General features: G+C 66.2%; 21 protein-coding genes. 9 read left to right on the forward strand and 12 right to left on the reverse strand.

Features of this window, described 5'->3' with window-relative positions:
• Window positions 1–51 precede the first annotated feature (51 nt).
• Together BLM15_RS27815 and BLM15_RS27820 are read left to right on the forward strand one after the other, a co-directional pair.
• Window positions 52–1,674: a peptide chain release factor 3 gene (locus tag BLM15_RS27815; RefSeq protein WP_126115782.1), complete on the forward strand. Its 1,623-nt coding sequence runs from the start codon at window positions 52–54 to the stop codon at window positions 1,672–1,674.
• A gap of 161 nt (window positions 1,675–1,835) precedes the next feature.
• The gene (locus tag BLM15_RS27820; protein ID WP_126115783.1) at window positions 1,836–3,212 is read left to right on the forward strand and encodes a S41 family peptidase; all 1,377 of its coding nucleotides are present in this window, start codon (window positions 1,836–1,838) and stop codon (window positions 3,210–3,212) included.
• A gap of 17 nt (window positions 3,213–3,229) precedes the next feature.
• On the opposite strand, the gene BLM15_RS27825 is transcribed toward BLM15_RS27820, so the two are convergent.
• The gene (locus BLM15_RS27825; protein WP_126115784.1) at window positions 3,230–4,453 is read right to left on the reverse strand and encodes a histidine kinase; all 1,224 of its coding nucleotides are present in this window, start codon (window positions 4,451–4,453) and stop codon (window positions 3,230–3,232) included.
• 31 nt (window positions 4,454–4,484) lie between these two features.
• The gene (locus BLM15_RS27830; protein WP_126115785.1) at window positions 4,485–5,777 is read right to left on the reverse strand and encodes an adenylosuccinate synthase; all 1,293 of its coding nucleotides are present in this window, start codon (window positions 5,775–5,777) and stop codon (window positions 4,485–4,487) included.
• A 305-nt stretch (window positions 5,778–6,082) separates the two neighbouring features.
• On the opposite strand from BLM15_RS27830, the gene BLM15_RS27835 reads away from it, so the two are divergent.
• From BLM15_RS27835 to BLM15_RS27845, 3 genes are all read left to right on the forward strand, one after another.
• Window positions 6,083–6,649 (forward strand): dihydrofolate reductase family protein, encoded by a 567-nt coding sequence (locus BLM15_RS27835; RefSeq protein WP_126115786.1) that lies wholly within the window; start codon window positions 6,083–6,085, stop codon window positions 6,647–6,649.
• A gap of 88 nt (window positions 6,650–6,737) precedes the next feature.
• Window positions 6,738–7,316: a tyrosine phosphatase family protein gene (locus BLM15_RS27840; protein ID WP_126115787.1), complete on the forward strand. Its 579-nt coding sequence runs from the start codon at window positions 6,738–6,740 to the stop codon at window positions 7,314–7,316.
• A 188-nt stretch (window positions 7,317–7,504) separates the two neighbouring features.
• Window positions 7,505–8,716: an amidohydrolase gene (locus BLM15_RS27845; protein ID WP_126115788.1), complete on the forward strand. Its 1,212-nt coding sequence runs from the start codon at window positions 7,505–7,507 to the stop codon at window positions 8,714–8,716.
• A gap of 110 nt (window positions 8,717–8,826) precedes the next feature.
• Here BLM15_RS27845 and BLM15_RS27850 read toward each other — a convergent pair whose 3' ends face one another.
• On the reverse strand, window positions 8,827–10,509 hold the full coding sequence (locus tag BLM15_RS27850; protein WP_126115789.1) for a mucoidy inhibitor MuiA family protein: 1,683 nt from the start codon (window positions 10,507–10,509) through the stop codon (window positions 8,827–8,829).
• A 234-nt stretch (window positions 10,510–10,743) separates the two neighbouring features.
• The gene (locus BLM15_RS27855) at window positions 10,744–12,366 is read right to left on the reverse strand and encodes an ABC-F family ATP-binding cassette domain-containing protein (protein WP_126115790.1); all 1,623 of its coding nucleotides are present in this window, start codon (window positions 12,364–12,366) and stop codon (window positions 10,744–10,746) included.
• Window positions 12,367–12,673: 307 nt separating this feature from the next.
• On the opposite strand from BLM15_RS27855, the gene BLM15_RS27860 reads away from it, so the two are divergent.
• Complete coding sequence (locus tag BLM15_RS27860) at window positions 12,674–13,036, forward strand: ArsR/SmtB family transcription factor (RefSeq protein WP_126115791.1); 363 nt, start codon at window positions 12,674–12,676, stop codon at window positions 13,034–13,036.
• A complete protein-coding gene (locus BLM15_RS27865) occupies window positions 13,033–13,491 on the forward strand; it encodes an SRPBCC family protein (protein WP_126115792.1) in 459 nt (152 codons plus the stop codon). Before BLM15_RS27860 ends, BLM15_RS27865 begins: the two co-directional genes overlap by 4 nt.
• 194 nt (window positions 13,492–13,685) lie before the next feature.
• Here BLM15_RS27865 and BLM15_RS27870 read toward each other — a convergent pair whose 3' ends face one another.
• Window positions 13,686–14,342: a TetR/AcrR family transcriptional regulator gene (locus tag BLM15_RS27870; protein WP_126115793.1), complete on the reverse strand. Its 657-nt coding sequence runs from the start codon at window positions 14,340–14,342 to the stop codon at window positions 13,686–13,688.
• A gap of 77 nt (window positions 14,343–14,419) precedes the next feature.
• Between BLM15_RS27870 and BLM15_RS27875 the strand changes: the two genes are divergently transcribed.
• Window positions 14,420–15,025, forward strand: coding sequence for an NAD(P)H-dependent oxidoreductase (locus tag BLM15_RS27875; RefSeq protein WP_126115794.1), 606 nt, complete (start codon window positions 14,420–14,422; stop codon window positions 15,023–15,025).
• A gap of 127 nt (window positions 15,026–15,152) precedes the next feature.
• On the opposite strand, the gene BLM15_RS27880 is transcribed toward BLM15_RS27875, so the two are convergent.
• Window positions 15,153–16,034 carry a type 1 glutamine amidotransferase gene (locus BLM15_RS27880; protein ID WP_126115795.1) on the reverse strand — a complete coding sequence of 294 codons (882 nt, stop codon included), beginning with the start codon at window positions 16,032–16,034 and terminating at the stop codon, window positions 15,153–15,155.
• Window positions 16,035–16,147: 113 nt separating this feature from the next.
• On the opposite strand from BLM15_RS27880, the gene BLM15_RS27885 reads away from it, so the two are divergent.
• Window positions 16,148–17,056: a DMT family transporter gene (locus BLM15_RS27885; RefSeq protein ID WP_126115796.1), complete on the forward strand. Its 909-nt coding sequence runs from the start codon at window positions 16,148–16,150 to the stop codon at window positions 17,054–17,056.
• Between the two features lie 137 nt (window positions 17,057–17,193).
• Here BLM15_RS27885 and BLM15_RS27890 read toward each other — a convergent pair whose 3' ends face one another.
• The 6 genes from BLM15_RS27890 to BLM15_RS27915 all read right to left on the reverse strand — a co-directional run bounded on the left by BLM15_RS27890 (window position 17,194) and on the right by BLM15_RS27915 (window position 19,779).
• The gene (locus tag BLM15_RS27890; RefSeq protein WP_126115797.1) at window positions 17,194–17,442 is read right to left on the reverse strand and encodes a hypothetical protein; all 249 of its coding nucleotides are present in this window, start codon (window positions 17,440–17,442) and stop codon (window positions 17,194–17,196) included.
• Between the two features lie 23 nt (window positions 17,443–17,465).
• Window positions 17,466–17,726, reverse strand: a complete 261-nt coding sequence (gene rpsU, locus BLM15_RS27895; protein ID WP_126115798.1) for a 30S ribosomal protein S21 — start codon at window positions 17,724–17,726, stop codon at window positions 17,466–17,468.
• A 147-nt stretch (window positions 17,727–17,873) separates the two neighbouring features.
• Window positions 17,874–18,083 carry a cold-shock protein gene (locus BLM15_RS27900; RefSeq protein ID WP_057191831.1) on the reverse strand — a complete coding sequence of 70 codons (210 nt, stop codon included), beginning with the start codon at window positions 18,081–18,083 and terminating at the stop codon, window positions 17,874–17,876.
• Window positions 18,084–18,309: 226 nt separating this feature from the next.
• The gene (gene bla / locus BLM15_RS27905) at window positions 18,310–19,314 is read right to left on the reverse strand and encodes a class A beta-lactamase (RefSeq protein ID WP_126115799.1); all 1,005 of its coding nucleotides are present in this window, start codon (window positions 19,312–19,314) and stop codon (window positions 18,310–18,312) included.
• A 58-nt stretch (window positions 19,315–19,372) separates the two neighbouring features.
• Complete coding sequence (locus tag BLM15_RS27910; RefSeq protein ID WP_126115800.1) at window positions 19,373–19,567, reverse strand: type II toxin-antitoxin system HicA family toxin; 195 nt, start codon at window positions 19,565–19,567, stop codon at window positions 19,373–19,375.
• Window positions 19,567–19,779 carry a DUF1902 domain-containing protein gene (locus BLM15_RS27915; RefSeq protein ID WP_126115801.1) on the reverse strand — a complete coding sequence of 71 codons (213 nt, stop codon included), beginning with the start codon at window positions 19,777–19,779 and terminating at the stop codon, window positions 19,567–19,569. Before BLM15_RS27915 ends, BLM15_RS27910 begins: the two co-directional genes overlap by 1 nt.
• Window positions 19,780–19,800 lie beyond the last annotated feature (21 nt).

Here is a 19,800-nt window from a genome sequence, read left to right on the forward strand (position 1 = left end):
ATGACGCTTCGCCCGATTGACTTGCGCGGCGCATCCTGTCTTCACCACGCCATGACCGATCTCTCGACCCTCGACATCCCGGCCGAGGCCGCGGCACCCCATGCGCGCCGACGCACCTTCGCCATCATCTCGCACCCAGACGCGGGCAAGACCACGCTGACCGAAAAGCTGCTCTATTTCGGCGGCGCCATCCAGCTCGCCGGCGAGGTCCGCGCCAAGGCCGGCCGGCGCCAGACCTCGTCCGACTGGATGAAGATCGAGCGCCAGCGCGGCATCTCGGTCGTCACCTCGGTGATGACCTTCGAATATGACGGGCACGTCTTCAACCTGCTCGACACGCCCGGCCACGAGGACTTCTCGGAAGACACCTATCGCACCCTGACCGCCGTCGACTCGGCCGTGATGGTGATCGACGCCGCCAAGGGCATCGAGGCGCGCACCAAGAAGCTGTTCGAGGTCTGCCGTCTCAGAGACATCCCGATCGTCACCTTCATCAACAAGGTCGACCGCGAGACGCGCGATCCCTTCGACCTTCTCAACGAGATCGAGACGACGCTGGCGCTCGACGTCGCGCCGATGACCTGGCCGGTCGGGCGCGGGCGCGAGTTCGTCGGCACGCTCGACCTTGCCTCCAATACGCTGCGCCGCAACCAGAAGGGCGACGAGAGCGATGCCGGGCAAGCGGTCGCAGGCGAGGACGACAAGCTCTTCGACGAGCTCCTGCCCAATGGCGCGGTCGATACCTTCCGCGAGGAGGTCTTCCTGGCGCGCGAAGGCTGCAAGCCCTTCGATCTCGAGGCCTTCCGCGAGGGCCATCTGACGCCGGTCTATTTCGGTGCGGCGCTGCGCGATTACGGCGTGCGCGACCTGATCGACGCGCTCGGGCGCCTGGCGCCGAGCCCGCGCGCGCAGCAGGCCGACAAGCGGGCGATCGAGGCGGACGAGCCGAAGATGACCGGCTTCGTCTTCAAGATCCAGGCGAACATGGACCCGAACCATCGCGACCGCATCGCCTTTATGCGGGTGTGCTCGGGCAAGCTCTCGCGTGGGATGAAGGCCAGGCTGGTGCGCACCGGCAAGCCGCTGCCGTTGAATGCGCCGCAATTCTTCTTTGCCCGTGACCGCTCGATCGCCGAGGAAGCTTATGCCGGAGACATCGTCGGCCTGCCGAACCATGGCACGCTGCGCATCGGCGACACGCTGACCGAGGGCGAGGACATCGTCTTCCGCGGCGTGCCGAGCTTCGCGCCGGAAATCCTGCGCCGCGTCAAGCTCAAGGACGCGATGAAGGCCAAGAAGCTGCGCGAGGCCTTGCAGCAGATGGCGGAGGAGGGCGTGGTCCAGCTCTTCCTGCCGCATGACGGCGCCCCGGCTATCGTCGGGGTCGTCGGCGCGCTGCAGCTCGACGTGCTGAAGGAGCGCATGGAGGCGGAGTATTCGCTGCCGGTCGATTTCGAGCCCTGTCAGTTCGCGATCGCGCGCTGGATATCGAGCGACGACAAGCTTGCCCTGCAGAAGTTCGTCGGCGCCAAGCCCTCGTCCATGGCGGATGATCTCGACGGCGACCCGGTCTTCATGGCCTCGTCGCAGTTCACCCTGAAATACGATGCCGAGCGCGCCCCGGAGATCAGTTTCTCCGATGTGAAGGACTATCAGAAGGTCGCTGGGGGCTGAGCCGCCGGGCCGCAGTGCGGTTTCGTGCTGCCATTACCTGTCCGGACCGATTGTAAGCGTGAAGCTGGCGGAGTTCGGTCAGGCCCATGCGACGAGATGGTGACGTTCCCAGGCGATCGTGGCGCCGACGCGGGCTCGGGCTCCTGGTGATCGCCGCGGCATTGCTTGTTCTCATCGCGGCGCCGCTTGCCGTCATTCTCTACCCGACGCTGAAGTCTTACCCGAAGGCGAGTGTCTCTGTCGCTGCATCGCCGCGGGACAGGAACCTGCAGGACCTCGCGCATTTGCGGCGTCTGCCGGAGGTCGAGCGCAGCTTCACGGCCGAGAACCGGGCGGCATTCGAGCGGGCGGTGGCCGCGATCGAGCCGCGGGCTGGTGGTCTCGACCGGGCCGGCCTGGCCATGGCGGCGGCGATGGCGGTGGCCCTGGCAGACAATGGCCATACCAACGTACTCGGGCTCGCCGGCGACTACGGCTTCAACGCAGTGCCGATCCGTCTTGGCTGGTTTGCCGATGGGCTCTTCGTGATCGCCGCTGACGAGGAGCGACGCGCTCTCCTCGGGGGCCAGGTGCTCGGCGTGAACGGGCGTGCGATTGCGGCGCTGGTGGAGGCGCTGCGCTCCTATGTCGGCGGCCCCGCCAATCTCTCTCGGGAGTTCGTGCCGAACTTTCTGATCTCGCCCGCGCTTCTCCATGCAGCTAGTCTTGGCGAAACAGCAGACGGCGGCGCCTTTGAAATTCGCCTCGCAGAGGGGAGTGCAGTTTCAGTCGACCTCGCTGCCGAGGCTGCCAAGCACCCGCCCTTGGCCGCCCAGCTCTGGCCCAAGCGCAATCTCAGCCCGGCTGCAGAAGCTGCCCGCCCGGTCCGGTGGCGGCATGTCCTCGACGGGGTCGCCCTCCCGGCCTATCTCTCACGCCCTGACACGAACTATTGGCACGACTATCCGGCGGCCGATCTGCTCTATCTCCAGATCAACCGCGTGGCTGATCAGGCGCCGATTGGTGCATCCCGCTATCTCTCCGACATACTCGATGAAGCTGCGAAGAAGCCCATTCGCAACGCGATCGTCGACCTGCGCCTCAATCGCGGCGGCGACTATACCTTGACGGCTGATTTCGCCCGCCGGCTGCCGCAGCTTCTGCCTACGAACGGCAAGCTTTTCATCTTGACCAGCGCCAACACCTTCTCGGCCGCGATCAGCACGGCGGCGATGCTGAAGCATTTCGCCGGCACGCGTGCCGTTCTCGTTGGCGAGCCGGTGGGCGACCGCTCGCAGTTCTGGGGCGAGGGCGGGCTCACCTTGCTGCCTAACGCGAAGATTGCGATCCGCTACACGACCGCCTTCCACGATTGGGAACACGGTTGCGGCCTGTCCCAGATCACGACCTGCTTCCTGCTGAACTACCTGTATGGTGTGCCGGCAGGGTCGCTTCAGCCTGCGGTGACATCAGCGCCGAACTTCGCCGACTATGCCGCCGGCAAGGATCCCGTGATGGTCGAAGTCATGCGCCAGCTGGCAACAGGCCAGGGGCGCTGAGGCGTCGTACTCGCGCCTTAGCCCTGCCAGCGGCTCAGCGCCTCGGCGATGGTCCGGTTGCCGGCACCGCCCTTCTCGAAGGTGATGATGCCGCGCCGGCCAGAGGCAAAGCGCACCGGCAGGTCGATCCAGTTGCGGTTGCGCAGCAGGTCGAGATTGCGTTCGGCCTCGACCGGGACATTCGAGAGGGCTGCGACGAACAGGTTCTCGCCCAGCGCCGAGGAGATGGCCGAGAGCGGGGCGCCACGCTCGCCCTCTTCGAGCTTGAACTGCGGCACGCCGACCTCGCGGATCGCGTCGTTCGCAGCCTCGCCGGTGGTGGTGAAGCGCATGCCGATGATGTGCGAGGCCGGGAAGGCCGGATCTGTGTTGCGCCGGATGGTGAAGTCGAGCGCCAGCCCGGCATCGGCGACCTCGATGGTGCTGCGGACGATGGTTTCGACCGGCTGGCCGGGGCCGGTGATATCGCTGTCGAGCCGCCAGAGGACGCGACCCTGGACAATGCGCGGCTGCGCGTCCGGCACCTCGATATACAGGATGGCGCGCTGAGCCACGGCGATGTCGCTGCCAGGCTGGGCGCCGGCCTGTTGGTTCGGGCGCTGGCCGGTCTGTGGCGTCGGCGTCGGTGTCGGTTCGCCGCCTGCGCGCTCGCTGATCTTTCCGGCCTGGTCCTGCTGCGCCGGCGGCGCTTGAGCCTCGACCCGTTGCCGCACCGGCTGGTCCTGCGGTGCGATCTTGTTGACGTAATAGGCCGAGCCGGCGATCACCGCGACGGCGAGTGCGACGCCACCGCCGACGATGGCGGTGCGGACATGGCCTGGGTCGACGCTGCGCTTGCGCGGCGGCGCGACGCGCGGTCGGATCGGCTGCGTATCATCTTGGGATGCTGCCCGCTCGTCGAAGCGCGGTGTCTCCTGCGGGAGGGCCTGGCGCGGCTTCGGTTCGGGTTGTGGGCGGGTAATGGGAGACGCAGGCGCGGACACCGGCTCGTCGGTGGCCAAAGGCGGCAGGCTCGGCTCGATCGCCTCAGCGAGCGCGATCTCGGCCTCGATGCGCGACACGGCTTCGTCGAGCGAAAGCCGCTCGCGGGTGATGTCGGCTTCCGACAGCGGCGGATCGAGGCTGCGCAATTGGCCGAGCAGCGCCGTGCGCGCCCGGTCGTAGACGGAGCGGCGCGCTTCCGGAGACTTGTCGGTCAGTCCAGCGATCGCACGCGCCAGAATGGGGTGGAAATCGGCCATTGGCCTCACATGTCCGCGTTGTACGGGTCCGTCAACCCTCGAACGGGTTCTGGACCAGGATCGTATCGTCGCGCTCCGGGCTGGTGGAGAGCACCGACACGGAAGCGCCGATCAGTTCCTCGATGCGCCGGACGTATTTGATCGCCTGCGCCGGAAGCTGCGCCCAGGAGCGGGCGCCGGCAGTCGAGCCTTCCCAGCCCTCGATCACCTCGTAGATCGGCTCGACCCGGGCCTGGTCGCTCTGGCCGGCGGGCAGGTGCTCGATGATCTCGCCATCGAGCCTGTAGCCGGTGCAGACCTTGATCTCCTTGAAACCGTCGAGGATGTCGAGCTTGGTCAGCGCGATGCCGTCGATGCCGGATGTCTTGACTGTCTGGCGCACCAGGCAGGCATCGAACCAGCCGCAGCGGCGCTTGCGGCCGGTGACGACGCCGAATTCCTTGCCCTTCTGGCCGATCAATTCGCCGATCTCGTCGAAGAGCTCGGTCGGGAACGGACCTTCGCCGACACGGGTGGTGTAGGCCTTGGCGATGCCGAGCACATAGCCGACGGCGGAGGGGCCAAGCCCCGAGCCGGTCGCGGCCTGGCCGGCGACGATGTTGGACGAGGTCACGAAAGGGTAGGTGCCGTGGTCGACGTCGAGTAGCGCGCCCTGCGCGCCCTCAAACAAGATGCGCTTGCCGGCGCGGCGCTGCGCATCGAGCAGGGCCCAGACGGTGTCGGCATAGGGCAGCACCTGCGGCGCGATCTCGGTCAGCTGCTTCAGCAGTTCGCCGCCGTCGACTTCGGCGATGCCGAGCCCGCGGCGCAGCGCGTTGTGGTGCGCGAGCAGGCGCTCGATCTTGGCCTTCAGGATCGTCTCGTCCTTGAGGTCGATGACGCGGATGGCGCGGCGGCCGGCCTTGTCCTCATAGGCCGGGCCGATGCCGCGCTTGGTGGTGCCGATCTTCAGCGCTGAGTTCGAGGTCTCGCGGAAATGGTCGAGCTCGCGGTGCAGCGGCAGGATCAGCGTCGCATTGTCGGCGATGCGGAGGTTCTCAGGCGAGATGGCAACGCCCTGGGTGCGCAGCCGAGCGATCTCCTCGACCAGGTGCCAGGGATCGACGACGACGCCGTTGCCGATCACCGAGAGCTTGCCCGGGCGCACGATACCGGAGGGCAGCAGCGAGAGCTTGTAGACGGTGCCGTCGATGACGAGAGTATGGCCGGCATTATGGCCGCCCTGGAAGCGCACCACCACATCGGCCTGGCTCGACAGCCAGTCGACGATCTTGCCCTTGCCCTCGTCGCCCCACTGGGCGCCGACCACGACCACGTTCGCCATGGTGGTGATTCCCTCTCGCTGACTTACAGGGCCAGCGCGAACTCCAATCGCCCGATCGGGATCGGTCGATGTCGGAAACCACACTGACGCAAGCGCCCGCACGAACAAAAACCCCGGCGCAAGGCCGGGGTTTCGGGTGGGTCCTTGCAAGCCCTCTTCGGCCAAGAGCATGGCAAGGTCAAGGCTGACGGCGGCAAAGCCGGAGAAAGAATTTTTCGGACCGCTGTCGATTCCGCCGTTTCTCCTTCGACGTCTGGGCAGAAGGGGCAGCGCAGCGCTGCTCGGCGGATCACCGGAGAAGCAGCATGCGCAAGCTCGTCGTTACCCAGTACATCTCGCTCGACGGCGTCATCGAGGACCCGGTCGGCATGGAGAATTCCGGCCTCGGCGACTGGACCGGGCCGTTCTCGCGCGGGCCGGAAGGCGAGCGGCTGAAGCAGGAAGAGCTCGATGCCGCGGATTCACTGCTGCTCGGCCGCCGGACCTATGACGCCTTTGCCGCGGTCTGGCCGCACGTCACCGATAGCCCCTTCGCCGACCAGATCAACGCGCTGCCGAAGCACGTCGCCTCGACCACACTGACGACCGCCGAGTGGCAGGGCACCTCGATCCTGGCGGGCGATGCGCTAGCCGCGATCGCGGCGCTGAAGGAGCAGCCGGGCGGCGACATCCTGGTCTATGGCAGCCTGAAGCTCGTTCATGGCCTGCAGCGCGCCGGGCTGGTCGATGCCTACAACCTGATGGTCTATCCAGTCGCCCTCGGGGCCGGCGGGCGGCTCTTTGCCGATGGCGCGCGCAGCAATCTTGCGCTTGCCGAGGCAAAGACCCTGGGCGACGGCATCCAGTGGCTGCGCTACGAGGTCAGGCGCTGACGGGGCAGGGCAGCCTTGCGGCCGCGGCGGTTGCAGGCGAGCGCCGGGAGGCTTAACCCGGCGCCATCAACCTGCGGGACCGAAGCCGATGCAGCCGATCGCCATTTCCATCCTCACCATCTGCGGGATCGAGGAACTGCCGGCGCAGAGCGCGCGCAAGGTCAGCCATGTCCTCTCGCTGCTCGATCCCGACCTGCCGGAGCTTGAATCCTTCTCGGCCTACAACGCTCATGAGCGCGTGACGCTGCGCTTCCACGACATCATCACGCCGCAAGAAGGCCGCGTGCATCCGACGGAGGCACATGTCGCCGAGATCCTCGACTTCGGCGCCAGCTTGCGCGAGACGGCGCTGAAGCGGCAGGAAGGGCACCTGCTCGTCCATTGCCATATGGGCATCTCGCGCTCGACCGCGGCGATGCTGTCCTTGATGGCGCAGGTCCATGCCGACGAAAGCGAGGACGCTCTGTTCGCGCGCCTGCGCATCATCCGGCCGCAGGCCTGGCCGAATTCGGTGATGATCGGCTTCGCCGATACGCAATTGAAGCGTGGCGGCCGGCTTAGCGCTGCGCTCGGCCGACACTATGCCCATCAGCTTGAGGCCCAGCCGCGCTATCGCCAGTGGATGGCCGATCTCGGCCGTGGCGCCGAAGTCGCGATGGCAGGCTGAGGTCTCTGCCCTCAGCCTTCTTGTCAGCAGGGCCTTTTTCCTGTGGCCAATCGCCCGAAGCATGGCTGTTTTGCTATGTTTGCAGAGTACCTTGGTGATGATTGGCCTTATGAAGTCGAGGGGGCGGCGAACGGCACTGGCATGAGCCATGCTTGCAAAAGAACGCCGCAGGCTGGGGAACGACAATCATGACGAAGCTCGATGACTGGCTCGGCGCGCACCACGCCGAGTTCACGGCGATCCGCCGCGACATCCACGCCCATCCCGAGCTCGGCCTCGAGGAACATCGCACCGCCAAACTCGTCGCCGACAAGCTGCGCGAATGGGGCGTCGAGGTCACTGAAGGCGTCGGCCAGACCGGCGTCGTCGGCGTCATCCGCGGCAATGGGCCCGGCCAGCGCGCCATCGGCCTGCGCGCCGACATGGACTGCCTTGCGCTGGAGGAGCTGACGGAGCTGCCGCATGCCTCGAAGTTCCCCGGCCGCATGCATGCCTGCGGCCATGATGGACACACCACCATGCTGCTCGCGGCGGCGCGCTATCTCGCCGAAAACCGGGATTTCGGCGGGACCGTCAACCTGATTTTCCAGCCGGCTGAGGAAGGCCGCGGCGGCGCCAATGCCATGCTCGCCGACGGGCTGTTCGAGCGCTTCCCCTGCGATGCGATCTACGGGCTGCACAATACGCCGGGCGTGCCCGCCTCGCATTTTGGCACGGCGGTCGGTCCCTTCCTGGCGTCGGCTGACTCCTGGCGCGTGACCTTCCATGGTGTCGGTGGCCATGGCGGCTCGCAGCCGCATCGCTCGACCGACATCACCTATGCGCAGGCGCATTTCGTGCTTGGGCTGCAGGGCATCGTCGGCCGCAATGTCGCGCCGCTCGACACAGCCGTGATCAGCGTCGGCTTTATCCATGGCGGCGACGTGAACGCCTCGAACGTCATCCCCTCCGAACTCGTCATCGGCGGCACCGCGCGGACCTATTCGAAGGAGGTGCGCGATCTCATCGAGCGGCGCATCGCCGAGCTGGCGGCGGCGACGGCGCAGGCCTGGGGTTGCGAGGCGCAGGCTCATTATCATCGCGGCACCAGCCCGTTGGTGAATGCGGCCGAGCAGGTAAAGGTCGCTGTCGCAGCGGCGTCCGCCGCGGCCGGGGCTGCGCATGTCGATGGCGAGATGCGGCGTGGCACGGGCGGCGAGGATTTCGCCGAGATGATGCTGGTTTGCCCCGGCGCCTTCATGCGCATTGGCAACGGTGTAGAGGCGGACGGCTCGTTCAAGGGGCTGCACACGCCGCTCTACGACTTCAACGACGAGATCATCCCGGCCGGCGTGCGCTACTGGGTCGGACTGGTCGATCAGGAGCTCGGCCAGGGCTGGCAAGCGATCGCGGCCGAGTAGAGCCGGTGACGGGCTAACCCGTCATTGCGGGGAGCGCAGCGACGAAGCAATCTAGGGCAGCAGAGCTCTATGCCCCTGGATTGCTTCGCTTGCGCTCGCAATGACAGGGATTACCGCCGCGTCTGGTCGAAAACCACCTCGCGGTCGCCCGGATACTTGATCCGGTAGGCGAGGCGGATTTCCTTCTGCGCGCCGGGCGCGAGCTCGAAGCTCCAGGCCGAGACGCCGCGCTTGTCGCCGACCTGCTTCTCGGTCGGCGGCGTGCTCTGCGACAGGAGCTCGACCGTGATCGCGCTGTTCTCCGAGAACGGCACGCGCTCGATCACGGTGAGCTTGACCGGCTGGGCGTGCAGGCTCTTCACCACCGTCCTGAACTCGCGCTGGTCGGTTCGTGTCGAGCCGAGCCAGCCGGAATCGTTCTCGCGCCGGCGGACCGGCACGCGCGTCACCTTGAGGCGGTCATCAGCGCCGAAGCCGAGCTCGACCTTGTCGCCGGGCGCGACCTGCCCGAGCCGACCTTTGCCGATGTAAGCGCCGTCGCGGTGGAGATAGACCTCGCCGGCGAGCAGCGGTGCCTCGTCCTCATGGCTGAAGCTCGCCTCGAGATAGGCCTTTTCCTCGAGCTCGGGCGTGGCGCGGGCTGAGAGCTCCGGCTTCATCTTGGCTTGCGTCAGTACCACCGCCTTGCTGGAGCCGTCCAGCGGGATGCTGACCCGGCCGGGCACCTTGAAGCTCGCCTGATAGGCGCCGGCCGTCACGGTCGCGGTCTGGACCTCGGCGCGCTGCTGTTCGGCTTCCTTGGGGGCGGGGGCGATGACCGCATCGACTTCCGGCGCTGCGCCCAGAGGCGCTATCGGTCGCGCTGTCGCGGGGGCGCTACGGCGGAGCCGCTCCTCATAGACCACTGGCGGCTCATAGAAGGCGATGCGCAACGGGTTGAGCTCCGGTGCACGGGTGCCCTGGGCCGAACGCGTGGTCGAGAGCTCGACTGCAACCTCGCTCCAGTCCTCGCCGGTGCGCTGGCGCAGGTCGGCGCGGCGGGTGAAGGCGATCTCGGCGGCGTCATTGGCACTGCCGGTGGTCAGCCGCGCCTCGTAAACCGGCAACCAACTCGCACCGGAGACGCGGTAGCTGACGGAGATATCGGCCGCGACCGGCGCCTTCGCCTCGACGGCGATGGCGACGTCGCGCTTGGGCTGGCTGGCGCGCGGCGCCAACGGCCTTGCCTTCTCCAGCGCGGCGATCTCGGCGTCGAGATCGGAAATGCGATTGCGCAGCGCGAGCAGTTCGCCCTGGACCTTGACCAGTGCGGTGCCGATCGCGTCGAACACTGCCGGCCAGTCGCTGACGGGGAGGACCTTGCCGCCCTCGCCGAGCTTGTCCGGGCCGACCTTGCCGAAATTCTCGATGGTGGCGCGCTTGGCCTCGATCGCGCTGATCTCGCCAGTAAGCTTGGCTTTCTCGCCCTGAAGCGTGCGGATCTTGCCTTCGAGGACCTGGTCGAGGGCAGGGCGGGCGTCTCCCGGAACCTGGCGGACATCGACCGCGCCGATCGCGAAGGCGCCGTCGCCCTGCGCCTCGACGCGGATCGAGGCCGGATCGACGCTGGCGGGCAGGCCGCGCAACACGATCTGCGAGGCGCCTTGCAGCAGCGCGGCCTTGCCGAGCCGGGTCACCACCGCGCCATCCGGATAGACGGTGACGCGATCGATCTTAGAGGCGAACTCGATCTCGGCGGCGCCAGCGAGGCTCGGCGCGAAAATCAAGGCTGCGGCCAGTCCGGTCTTCATCATGCTGTCCCCCGACAAATCACATGGCCGCGATTTGCCCGGTGGATTTCGGCGCGGCGAGGGCGGAATTGGGCCGGAAGGTGGAAAGGCGCCGCGAGGGCGCAGTCACCGCCCGGCGACGATGGCTGCCCATTGCCGGTACCAGAGCGGTTTTCGCTACGTCAGCGGCCGGCCAGTGTCGTAAAAATTGGTGGCAGCCGGGACGGAATCAGCTTGCAAGCGGTGCCTGGCTCCTCCTCAGCTCCGCAATCCCGGCGCCTCCTGGCCGGTACTGGCGACGTATTCGGTGTAGCCGCCGCCGTAATTGTGCACGCCGTCCGGCGTCAGCTCGAGCACGCGATTGGAGAGCGCCGCCAGGAAATGGCGGTCGTGGCTGACGAACAGCATGGTGCCCTCATATTGCGCGAGCGCCGTGATCAGCATCTCCTTGGTGGCGATGTCGAGATGGTTGGTCGGCTCGTCGAGCACGAGGAAGTTCGGCGGGTCGTAGAGCATCTTGGCCATCACCAGCCGCGCCTTCTCGCCGCCCGAGAGGAAGCGGCAGCGCTTTTCGACATCGTCGCCGGAGAAGCCGAAGCAGCCGGCGAGCGCACGCAGCGAGCCTTGGCCGGCCTGCGGGAACGAGCCTTCGAGCGATTCGAAGATGGTCTCGTCGCCGTCGAGCAGCTCCATGGCGTGCTGGGCGAAATAGCCCATCTTGACGGTGCCACCGACAACGACCGTGCCCTCGTTCGGCTGCGTGACACCGGCGATGAGCTTCAGCAGCGTCGACTTGCCGGCGCCGTTGACGCCCATCACGCACCAGCGCTCCTTGCGCCGGACCTGGAAGTCGAGCCCCTCATAGATCGTCTTGCTGCCGTAGCGGACATGCACGCCCTTCAGGGTGGCGACATCCTCGCCCGAACGCGGCGCCGGCTGAAACTCGAACTGGACGGTCTGGCGGCGCTTGGGCGGCTCGACGCGCTCGATCTTGTCGAGTTTCTTGACCCGGCTTTGCACCTGCGCGGCATGCGAGGCGCGGGCCTTGAAACGCTCGATGAAGGCGACCTCCTTGGCGAGCATGGCCTGCTGGCGCTCGAACTGCGCCTGCTGCTGCTTCTCGGCGAGCGCCCGTTGCTGCTGGTAGAACTCATAGTCGCCGGAATAGCTGGTCAGCGTGCCGCCATCGATCTCGACGATCTTGCCGACGATGCGGTTCATGAACTCGCGATCGTGCGAGGTCATCAGCAGGGCGCCGTCATAGCCCTTGAGGAAGCTTTCCAGCCAGATCAGGCTTTCGAGGTCGAGATGGTTGCTCGGCTCGTCGAGCAGCATGGCGTCGGGCCGCATCAGCAGGATGCGGGCGAGCGCGACACGCATCTTCCAACCGCCGGAGAGCGCGCCGACATCGCCCTCCATCATCTCCTGGCTGAAGCCGAGGCCGCCCAGAACCTCGCGGGCGCGGCCGTCGAGCGCATAGCCGTCGAGCTCCTCGAAGCGGCCCTGCACCTCGCCATAGCGGGTGATCAGATCATCCATCTCGTCGGCGCGACCCGGATCGCCCAGTGCGACCTCTAGCTCTTTCAGCTCGGCGGCGATGGCGCTGACCGGGCCGATGCCATCCATGACCTCGGCGACGGCGCTGCGCCCGGCCATGTCGCCGACATCCTGGCTGAAATAGCCGATGGTGATGCCGCGATCGACCGAGACCTGGCCCTCATCCGGCGCTTCCTCGCCGGTGATCAGCCGGAACAGCGTAGTCTTGCCGGCGCCGTTGGGGCCGACGAGGCCGACCTTCTCGCCCTTCTGCAGCGCCGCCGAGGCTTCGATGAAGATGATCTGCTGACCGTTCTGCTTGCTGATGCTTTCGAGGCGAATCATGGTGTCCGGGGCGCTGAGAGGCTGGAGTTGCCGCGGACTTACAGGGCCGACGGCGCGGGCGAAAGCCCGGTGCCCGCAAACGGTTCGTAGCAACAGTCTGCGACCTGCGAAAAACCGCAAGATCGGTCGAGCGGGTCATGTCTGCGTGCGCTTAGCTGGTGCTGCCACGGATGACGAAGGATGAGGACAGCAGCGAAATGTCCGCAGAGCGGCCGTTCAGACTGGCCCACCATCCCGGTGCAATTTGGGGTTTATTTGGATAAGTATTAAATTATATAAATGGTTGATTACATATTAGGCGCCCGCCATGACCACCCTCGATCAGTCCTTCGCCGCTCTGGCCGACCCCACTCGCCGCGCCATCATCGCGCGGCTGGCGGAGGGTGAGGCGACGGTGCAGGACCTCGCCCGCCCATTTTCCATCAGCCAGCCCGCGATCAGCCACCATCTGAAGGTGCTGGAGGAGGCGGGACTGATCGAAACCCGCATCGAAGGCACCGCCCGCCCCCGCCGCCTGAAACCGGACGCAGTCGAGGCGCTCTGGGACTGGCTCGGCCAATACCGCGCGCTTTGGGAGACTCAGTTCCTGAAGCTGGATGCGGTTCTCGACGGCTTGTCAGACGAAACGGACCAAACACCTTCCGACAACCCTGAAAGGAACACATCATGAACATGACCCCGGACCTGGCTAAGCTGCAGCTCGTACTGGACGGCGAAACCGATATCATCGTCCGTCGTGATTTCAGCCATTCCCCCGCCCGCGTCTGGCGGGGTTTGACCGAGCCAGCGTTGATCCCCCAGTGGATGGGCGCGATGAAAAGCTGCGAGATGGACCTGCGTCCGGGCGGGGCTTTTCACTATGAATGGGAAGAGTTCTTTTTCTCGGGGCCGATCCTGGCCGTTGATGCCCCGCACCATATGACCCATGTCGAATACTTCAACGGCGACACGGCTTCGGGTGCCACAATCATTACCGATCTGGTCGCGCGTGGAACCGGGACTCGCATGACCCAGGTGATGCGCTATGCAAATGCCGAGGCGCGGGCCGCCGCGATTGCGATCGGCATGACCGACGGCCTGGACGACGTTTATGGCAAGCTCGAGGTGTTGCTGACCGCGGAATGACGGCTTTTCGCCTTAAAGCCGTCGAGTGCCTGTCACAGGGGCATTGCGCATCGCGCCTGGGTGCTGCACCGCCAGAGGTGTCCGTGCTCGAAGAACTTGACCCCGCTGAACGTGCTGCTTCGCTGGCGGCCTAAAATCATTGAATGACCACTCCGTCTGCGCTGCGGTCATTCTCCGTATTCCGTCAACGTCTGCTACTCGAAGCAATCGTTGGGGTGACTGGCTGTTTGTAGGTCCAGAATCTGGTTCTTTGCGCTGCGCGCGACCATGGCGGTGATCGTCTCGAACAGCTCCCGCTTGGCCTCGTCGGCGCCGACCTCGCCGGTCGCGGCGGCATGCGACAACGCCTCGGCGGCGCCGAGCATGGCGCGCAAGCCCGCGGTCGGGATCGTCCGGCCTTCGGCGAAGGGTGCGAGCAGGGCGCGGCAGCGCTCCAGAAAGATCACGTCGCAGTCGCGCTTGACCGCAGCGAGCTCGGGCGAGCCCGCCAAGGCGGCGACGACGCCGGGGATCTCGCGCCCCTGGGTCAGCACGCAGTCGACATAGGAGGAGGCGATCGCCCCGGCCTTGCCGGCAAGGCTCGCCTCGCTGCTGTCGAGCGCCGCACCCATGACCGCGTACTCCCGCAGGTCGAAGTCGCGATAGAGCGCGATCAGCAGGCCGCTGCGAGTGGTGAAGTGGTCGTAGACCACCGGCTTGGTGACGCCGGCCCGCTCGGCGAGGCGGCCGAGCGTCAAGGCATCGGTGCCTTCCTCCCCGACGATCCGCCAGGCGGTCGCGATGAGCTGGCGCTGGCGATCCTCGCGCGTCAGGCGCTGACGGCGCGGCCGATCGGTTTCAAGGCTTGACATATCTTATGTACCAAAAGTAACTTACTACGAGTATATAGCGATTGCTGGCCGATCGCAATCACCACAGGAGACATCCCATGCATGCCCTCGTCGTCGTCGCTCATCCCGATCCAGCCTCGCTCAGCCATGCCGTTGCGCAGGCGCTGGCCGACGGCGTCTCCGGCGCCGGCCATACCGTCGAGATCGCCGATCTCGCCAGGGAAGGCTTCGACCCGCGCTTTTCGCTAAACGATCTTTCCGTCCATCGCCGCGAGATTGCGCAGCCCGCCGACATCGCTGCCGAGCAGGCGCGGATCGACCGAGCCGATGCGCTGGTGCTGGTCTATCCGATCTACTGGTGGTCGATGCCGGCGCTGATGAAGGGCTGGATTGACCGCGTCTTCGCCAATGGCTGGGCTTATGACGAGCTCAAGGACATGAAGACGATCAAGAAGCTCGGGCATCTGCCGGTCCATCTCGTCGCGCTCGCCGGCGCCGACATGCGTACGTTCGCCCGCCACGGCTATTACGGCGCGATGAAGACGCAGATCGACCACGGCATCTTCGGCTATTGCGGCGCGCCGGTCGTGACCTCGGAATTCCTGGTGCCGGTTCCGGACATGTCTGACCATCTCGACACGGCGCGGGCGCTCGGCGGCAAGGTGTTTGGTCTGGCGGCGAGCAAGACAGCCGAGGCGGCGTAGTTCTGTCGTTCCAGACGCCGCGATGTCCGTCATGGTCGGGCTTGTCCCGACCATCCACGTCTTCGCTGGTCGAGACCTGAGTTCAAGACGTGGATGCTCGCCACAAGGGCGAGCATGACGGGAAAGCTCAAGCCCGTCCGCGCACGCTCGCCTGCGGCTTCACCCGCATTTCGATGAAGTTGTGCAGCTCGGTCACGCGCCTGACCGGATCGAGCACCTCCTCGTCGAGGCCATGAGCCCAGGCGAGATCACGGCGAGAAGGATCGGCGTCGAGCGCGTCGAGATCGGCGAGCCAGGCCTCTGTATCGGCCTCGTCCTTGCGGAAGCCGCGCTCGATCAGGATCTTGCTGTGCCGCCGCAGGATCGTGGCGACGAGGCTGAGCGAGAATTCCGGATGGTACTGCACGCCCCAGAAGCTGCCGCCGTCCTGGCGGAACTCGGCGGCCTGGATCGGGCTCATCGCGTTCGAGGCGAGGATGGTCGCATCCGTAGGCGGCGCGACGATGCTGTCAAAATGGATCGCCGGCGCATCGAAGGCGGCGGGCCGGCCGGCGAGCAGCGGATGCCGGGCACCGGCTTCCGTCAGGCTGATCCGGCGGGCAAAGCCGATCTCGAGCCCGTTCGGATTGAGCGCAACCGTCCCGCCGGCAGCGACGGCGCCGATCTGGATGCCCCAGCACGAGCCAAAGCAGGGCGTGCCGCTCTTGTAGATCGCCCGCATCAGCTCGATCTGGCGCGTTACCGCCGGCTCGGGGCTGTGGATGTGCAACGAGGAGCCGGTCAGGGCGATGCCGTCATAGGAGGAAAGGCCGGCCCCATCGGGCAGATTGGCGCCCTCGTCGGCCGGCAGGCAGATATCTGTCACCAGCGATGGCTCGATCCGGCGCAATTCCGCCGCATAGGCTTCAGACGGAGTTGCGTTCCAGTCGCGGGCATATTCCTCGCGCTGCTCGCGCTTGTAGCCGTCGATGACGAGGACACGCAGCGGCTTGGGGCTGAACACGTTCATGGGGTCCTCGGCACGTTTGCGTGCGGCGACGGGCTGCATTGCGCCTCCTCTCATAGGAGAAGCGCGGCGTGCAAGGCTATGCAAGCGCTTCGCTGACATGAGGATCATGCATCTTGCAGCCGGCCGCCTCCCTCCCGCAGCGAATCTGGGCCAATGCCTATGTCCTGCTGACGCTGACGACCCTGATGTGGGCGGGTAACGCCGTCGCCAGCCGGCTCGCCGTCGGCGAGATCGCGCCGATGACGCTGACCGCGCTGCGCTGGGTCCTGGTCTGCGCCGTCATGCCCTATTTGTTCCGCCAGGGCTTGCGCGAGCACTGGCCGGCACTGAGGGCGAACTGGCTCAAGGTGATCCTGCTCGGCGCCTTCGGCTTCACCGCCTTCAACACGCTGATGTACATCGCCGCCTATTCGACCACGGCGATCAACATCGGCATTCTTCAGGGCTCGATCCCGGTCTTCGTGCTGCTCGGCGCCTTCCTCGCCTTCCGCACGCCGATCGGCGGCCTGCAGGCGCTCGGCGTCACCGTCACCATCCTCGGCGTTCTGGTCACGGCGAGCCGCGGCGACTGGCACATCCTCGCGCAGCTCAGCTTCGTGCCCGGCGATCTCTGGATGATCATCGCCTGCGTGTTCTATGCCGGCTACACGGTTGGCATCCGCACGCGCCCACCGATGCCGGGGCTGATCTTCTTCACCGCCATGGCGATTGTCGCCTGCGCGGTCTCGCTTCCGCTGCTCGGCGTCGAGATCGCGACGGGCAAGGCCTTCTGGCCGACGGTGAAGGGCTGGCTCATCCTGATCTATGTCGTGATCGGTCCGTCGATCCTGTCGCAGCTCTTCTTCATGCGGGCGATCGAACTGATCGGCCCCGGCCGCGCCGGCGTCTTCGTCAACCTTGTGCCGGTGTTCGCGCCGCTGCTCGCCGTCGCGATCCTCAGCGAGCAGATCGCGCTCTATCACGGCCTCGCGCTGGCGCTGGTGCTCGGCGGCATCTGGATCGCCGAGCGCAAGCTACGCTGAGGCCGGTGCGGCGACCGCGGCAAGCGCGAGTTCAGGAGAGGGGCGGGCGCGTCGGTGATAGAGCCGTGCGCTAGGCGCGCCGGTCTCGCCGGCATCGATGGGCGCTGGCAGCCCGACGCTGCCGATCGGACAGAGTTTTACTTGGCGCGCCGGACCCGCGGCTTCTTCGCCGGCTCGCTTGGGAGCAACGCCGCGGCTGCGGCATCGGCCGCCTCCTTGGCGAGCCGCAGAGCGCGCAGCCTTACGGTCTTCTCGGCGACGGCGCGCTGCTCGGCGCGCACGGATTCGAGCGCGCTCTCCGCTTCTTCCCGCCGCTTCTCGACCTTGGCGAAGTTCCGTTCCGCCCGAAGCTTGGCGTCCTCGGCGGAGAGTCCCTTGGTTGCCATGGCTGCGGCTCCTCTGATCTAAATCAGGCGACGGCCGGGCGCGGCGGCCGAACCGGACGCGGCTTCGGCTTGGGCGCGGCGATCAGACCCTCGCGCTGGGCCTGCTTGCGGGCGAGCTTGCGCGCGCGCCGGATGGCGTCAGCCTTCTCGCGCACGCGCTTCTCGGACGGCTTCTCATAGGCCGAACGCCGCTTCATCTCGCGAAACACGCCCTCGCGCTGCATCTTCTTCTTCAGGACGCGCAACGCCTGTTCGACATTGTTGTCGCGGACGAGAACCTGCATTCGGACTTCCTCGTGTAAATGTCTCTTGAAACAAAAAAGGGCCGGGTGATCCCGACCCTTCCTCAGCTATCCTGCGCGGAGCGGGTCTGGCGCCGGTACATCCGCGGTCGCCTGCCCCTGATCTCTTATGCTGGACAGCGCGTCAGCTCACTCGGCGCGGAGATTGTCGGCCGACATCTTGCCCGAACGCTTGTCCTGGACGAGCTCGTACGAGATCTTCTGACCGTCGCGGAGGTCGCGCATGCCAGCGCGCTCGACGGCGCTGATGTGAACGAACACGTCCTGACCGCCATCATCCGGCTGAATGAAGCCGAAACCCTTGGTCCCGTTGAACCATTTCACTGTGCCACTGGCCATAGTCATATTCCTTCTTGCGAGTGGTAATTCACACGCAGCCGCATGCCGCGCATGTTTTCGATTTGAGCAGGAAGGTCGTCAGCGGTGCGCAGAAGCGCGGGCCAATTCGTTCGGCCTACATCGAATGCTACAAATGGGGGTTTGTCCCTGATTTGTCAATGCAACTTTGTCGTGCATCATCGGAGTGCAACGGCTGCTCGCCGCGGCTCCTGCCGATTCAATGGTGCTAGCGCAAACTCTCCACCGCCAGCCGCGCCACTGCGGCATGGGCCGCCTCGCGGTCTATCTCGCCGACTTGAGCGCCGGCGAGATAGACCGCGATGGCGAAGCGGCGGCCATCTGGCAGGGTGACGATGCCGATATCGTTGGTGGCGTGGTTGAGCCCGTCGGCGCTCGGTCCGAGGCCCGTCTTGTGAGCGAAGCGCGCGCCTTTCGGCAGGCCGGCCTTGATACGGTTCGGGCCGGTCTTAGCTTCGAGCATGATCTTGTCGAGCAGAGCGGCATGGGCGGGATCGCGCAGCCAGGTGCCCTTGGCGAGGCCTTCGAGGAAGGCGATCGAGGCCTCGGGCGACGCAGCATCGCGCTTGTCGGTCAGCGTCGCCGCGAGCCGCTTCTTGCGCTCGGCCGCGGGAATTGCACCGATCGCCGCATAGAACCTGGCGGTGTCGATCGCCTGGTCCCAGCCATAGCCGGGAAGCCCCAGGATCTCGGGCTGGAAGACGCGCTCATAGCGGTCGACCGAGATGCCGCTGACGCCGCCATCCTTGAGGATGGCCGTCAGCGCCTGCGGCCCGCCGATCAGGCGCAGCAAGAGGTCGGCGGCGGTGTTGTCGCTCTCGGCGGTCGAGCGGGTCAGGAGCTCGCGCAGCGGATAGTCGTTGCGCTCGCCCTTGAAGGCCTTGGCGAGCGGGCTGTGATAGAGCGAGAGATCGTTGCGGGTAACGGTGATTGTCTGGTCGAGCTTTAGTTTTCCGGCCTCGACCGCCTGCAGCACGCCGATTGCCAGCGGCAGCTTGAACACGCTCTGCAGCGGGAAGGGTTCGCTCCCGCGATGCGACCAGCTCTTGCGGTCCTTGAGATCGATCAGGCCGACGCCGAGGCGGCCCTTCGTGCCCTGCTCGATCGTTCTGATGCCGCTGTCGAGCCTGGCCTTGTCCCAGTCGGCGAAGGCGGGGGAGGCGGCAAGTCCGGCGAGAGTGAAGGCGAGGGCGCAGGCTAGGCGGGTCGGCATGAAAAATCCCCTGTGGCGGACGCCACAGGGGAGGGTGATTGCGGCGCGGTTTGGGCGCTTAAAAGGCTTTCGGCAGACCTGCCTGTTTCAGGATCTCATTGGCAGTGTGCCGGGACTTCGTGCCGGCGTCGAGCGAGACCTGTTTCTGGGTCTCCGGATGGCGCCATATCTCGTGGTCGCCCTTGGCCGGTCGATAATACTCGTAGCCCGCCTTGCGCAGGATACGTTTGAGACGCGGGCCGATCTCGACCATCAGGCCGCCTGGACGATGTCCGAGACCTTGATGTCGAGATCGAGCCGAAGCTCTTCCTCGGTTTCCAGGAAATCCGGCACGAGCAGCTTCAGCCGCTCGCGCAGGGCTTCGATCGTCTCGGCCTCGGTGACGATACCGGCATCGCTGGTCGAGCTGGCGTACCAGACGCCGGCTTCATCGTCGCGGCGGACATCGAAGGTGACGATGCGCATGCGCAATTCTCCGTTCCGGAG

The organism is Bosea sp. Tri-49 (assembly GCF_003952665.1).
Lineage (GTDB): Bacteria > Pseudomonadota > Alphaproteobacteria > Rhizobiales > Beijerinckiaceae > Allobosea.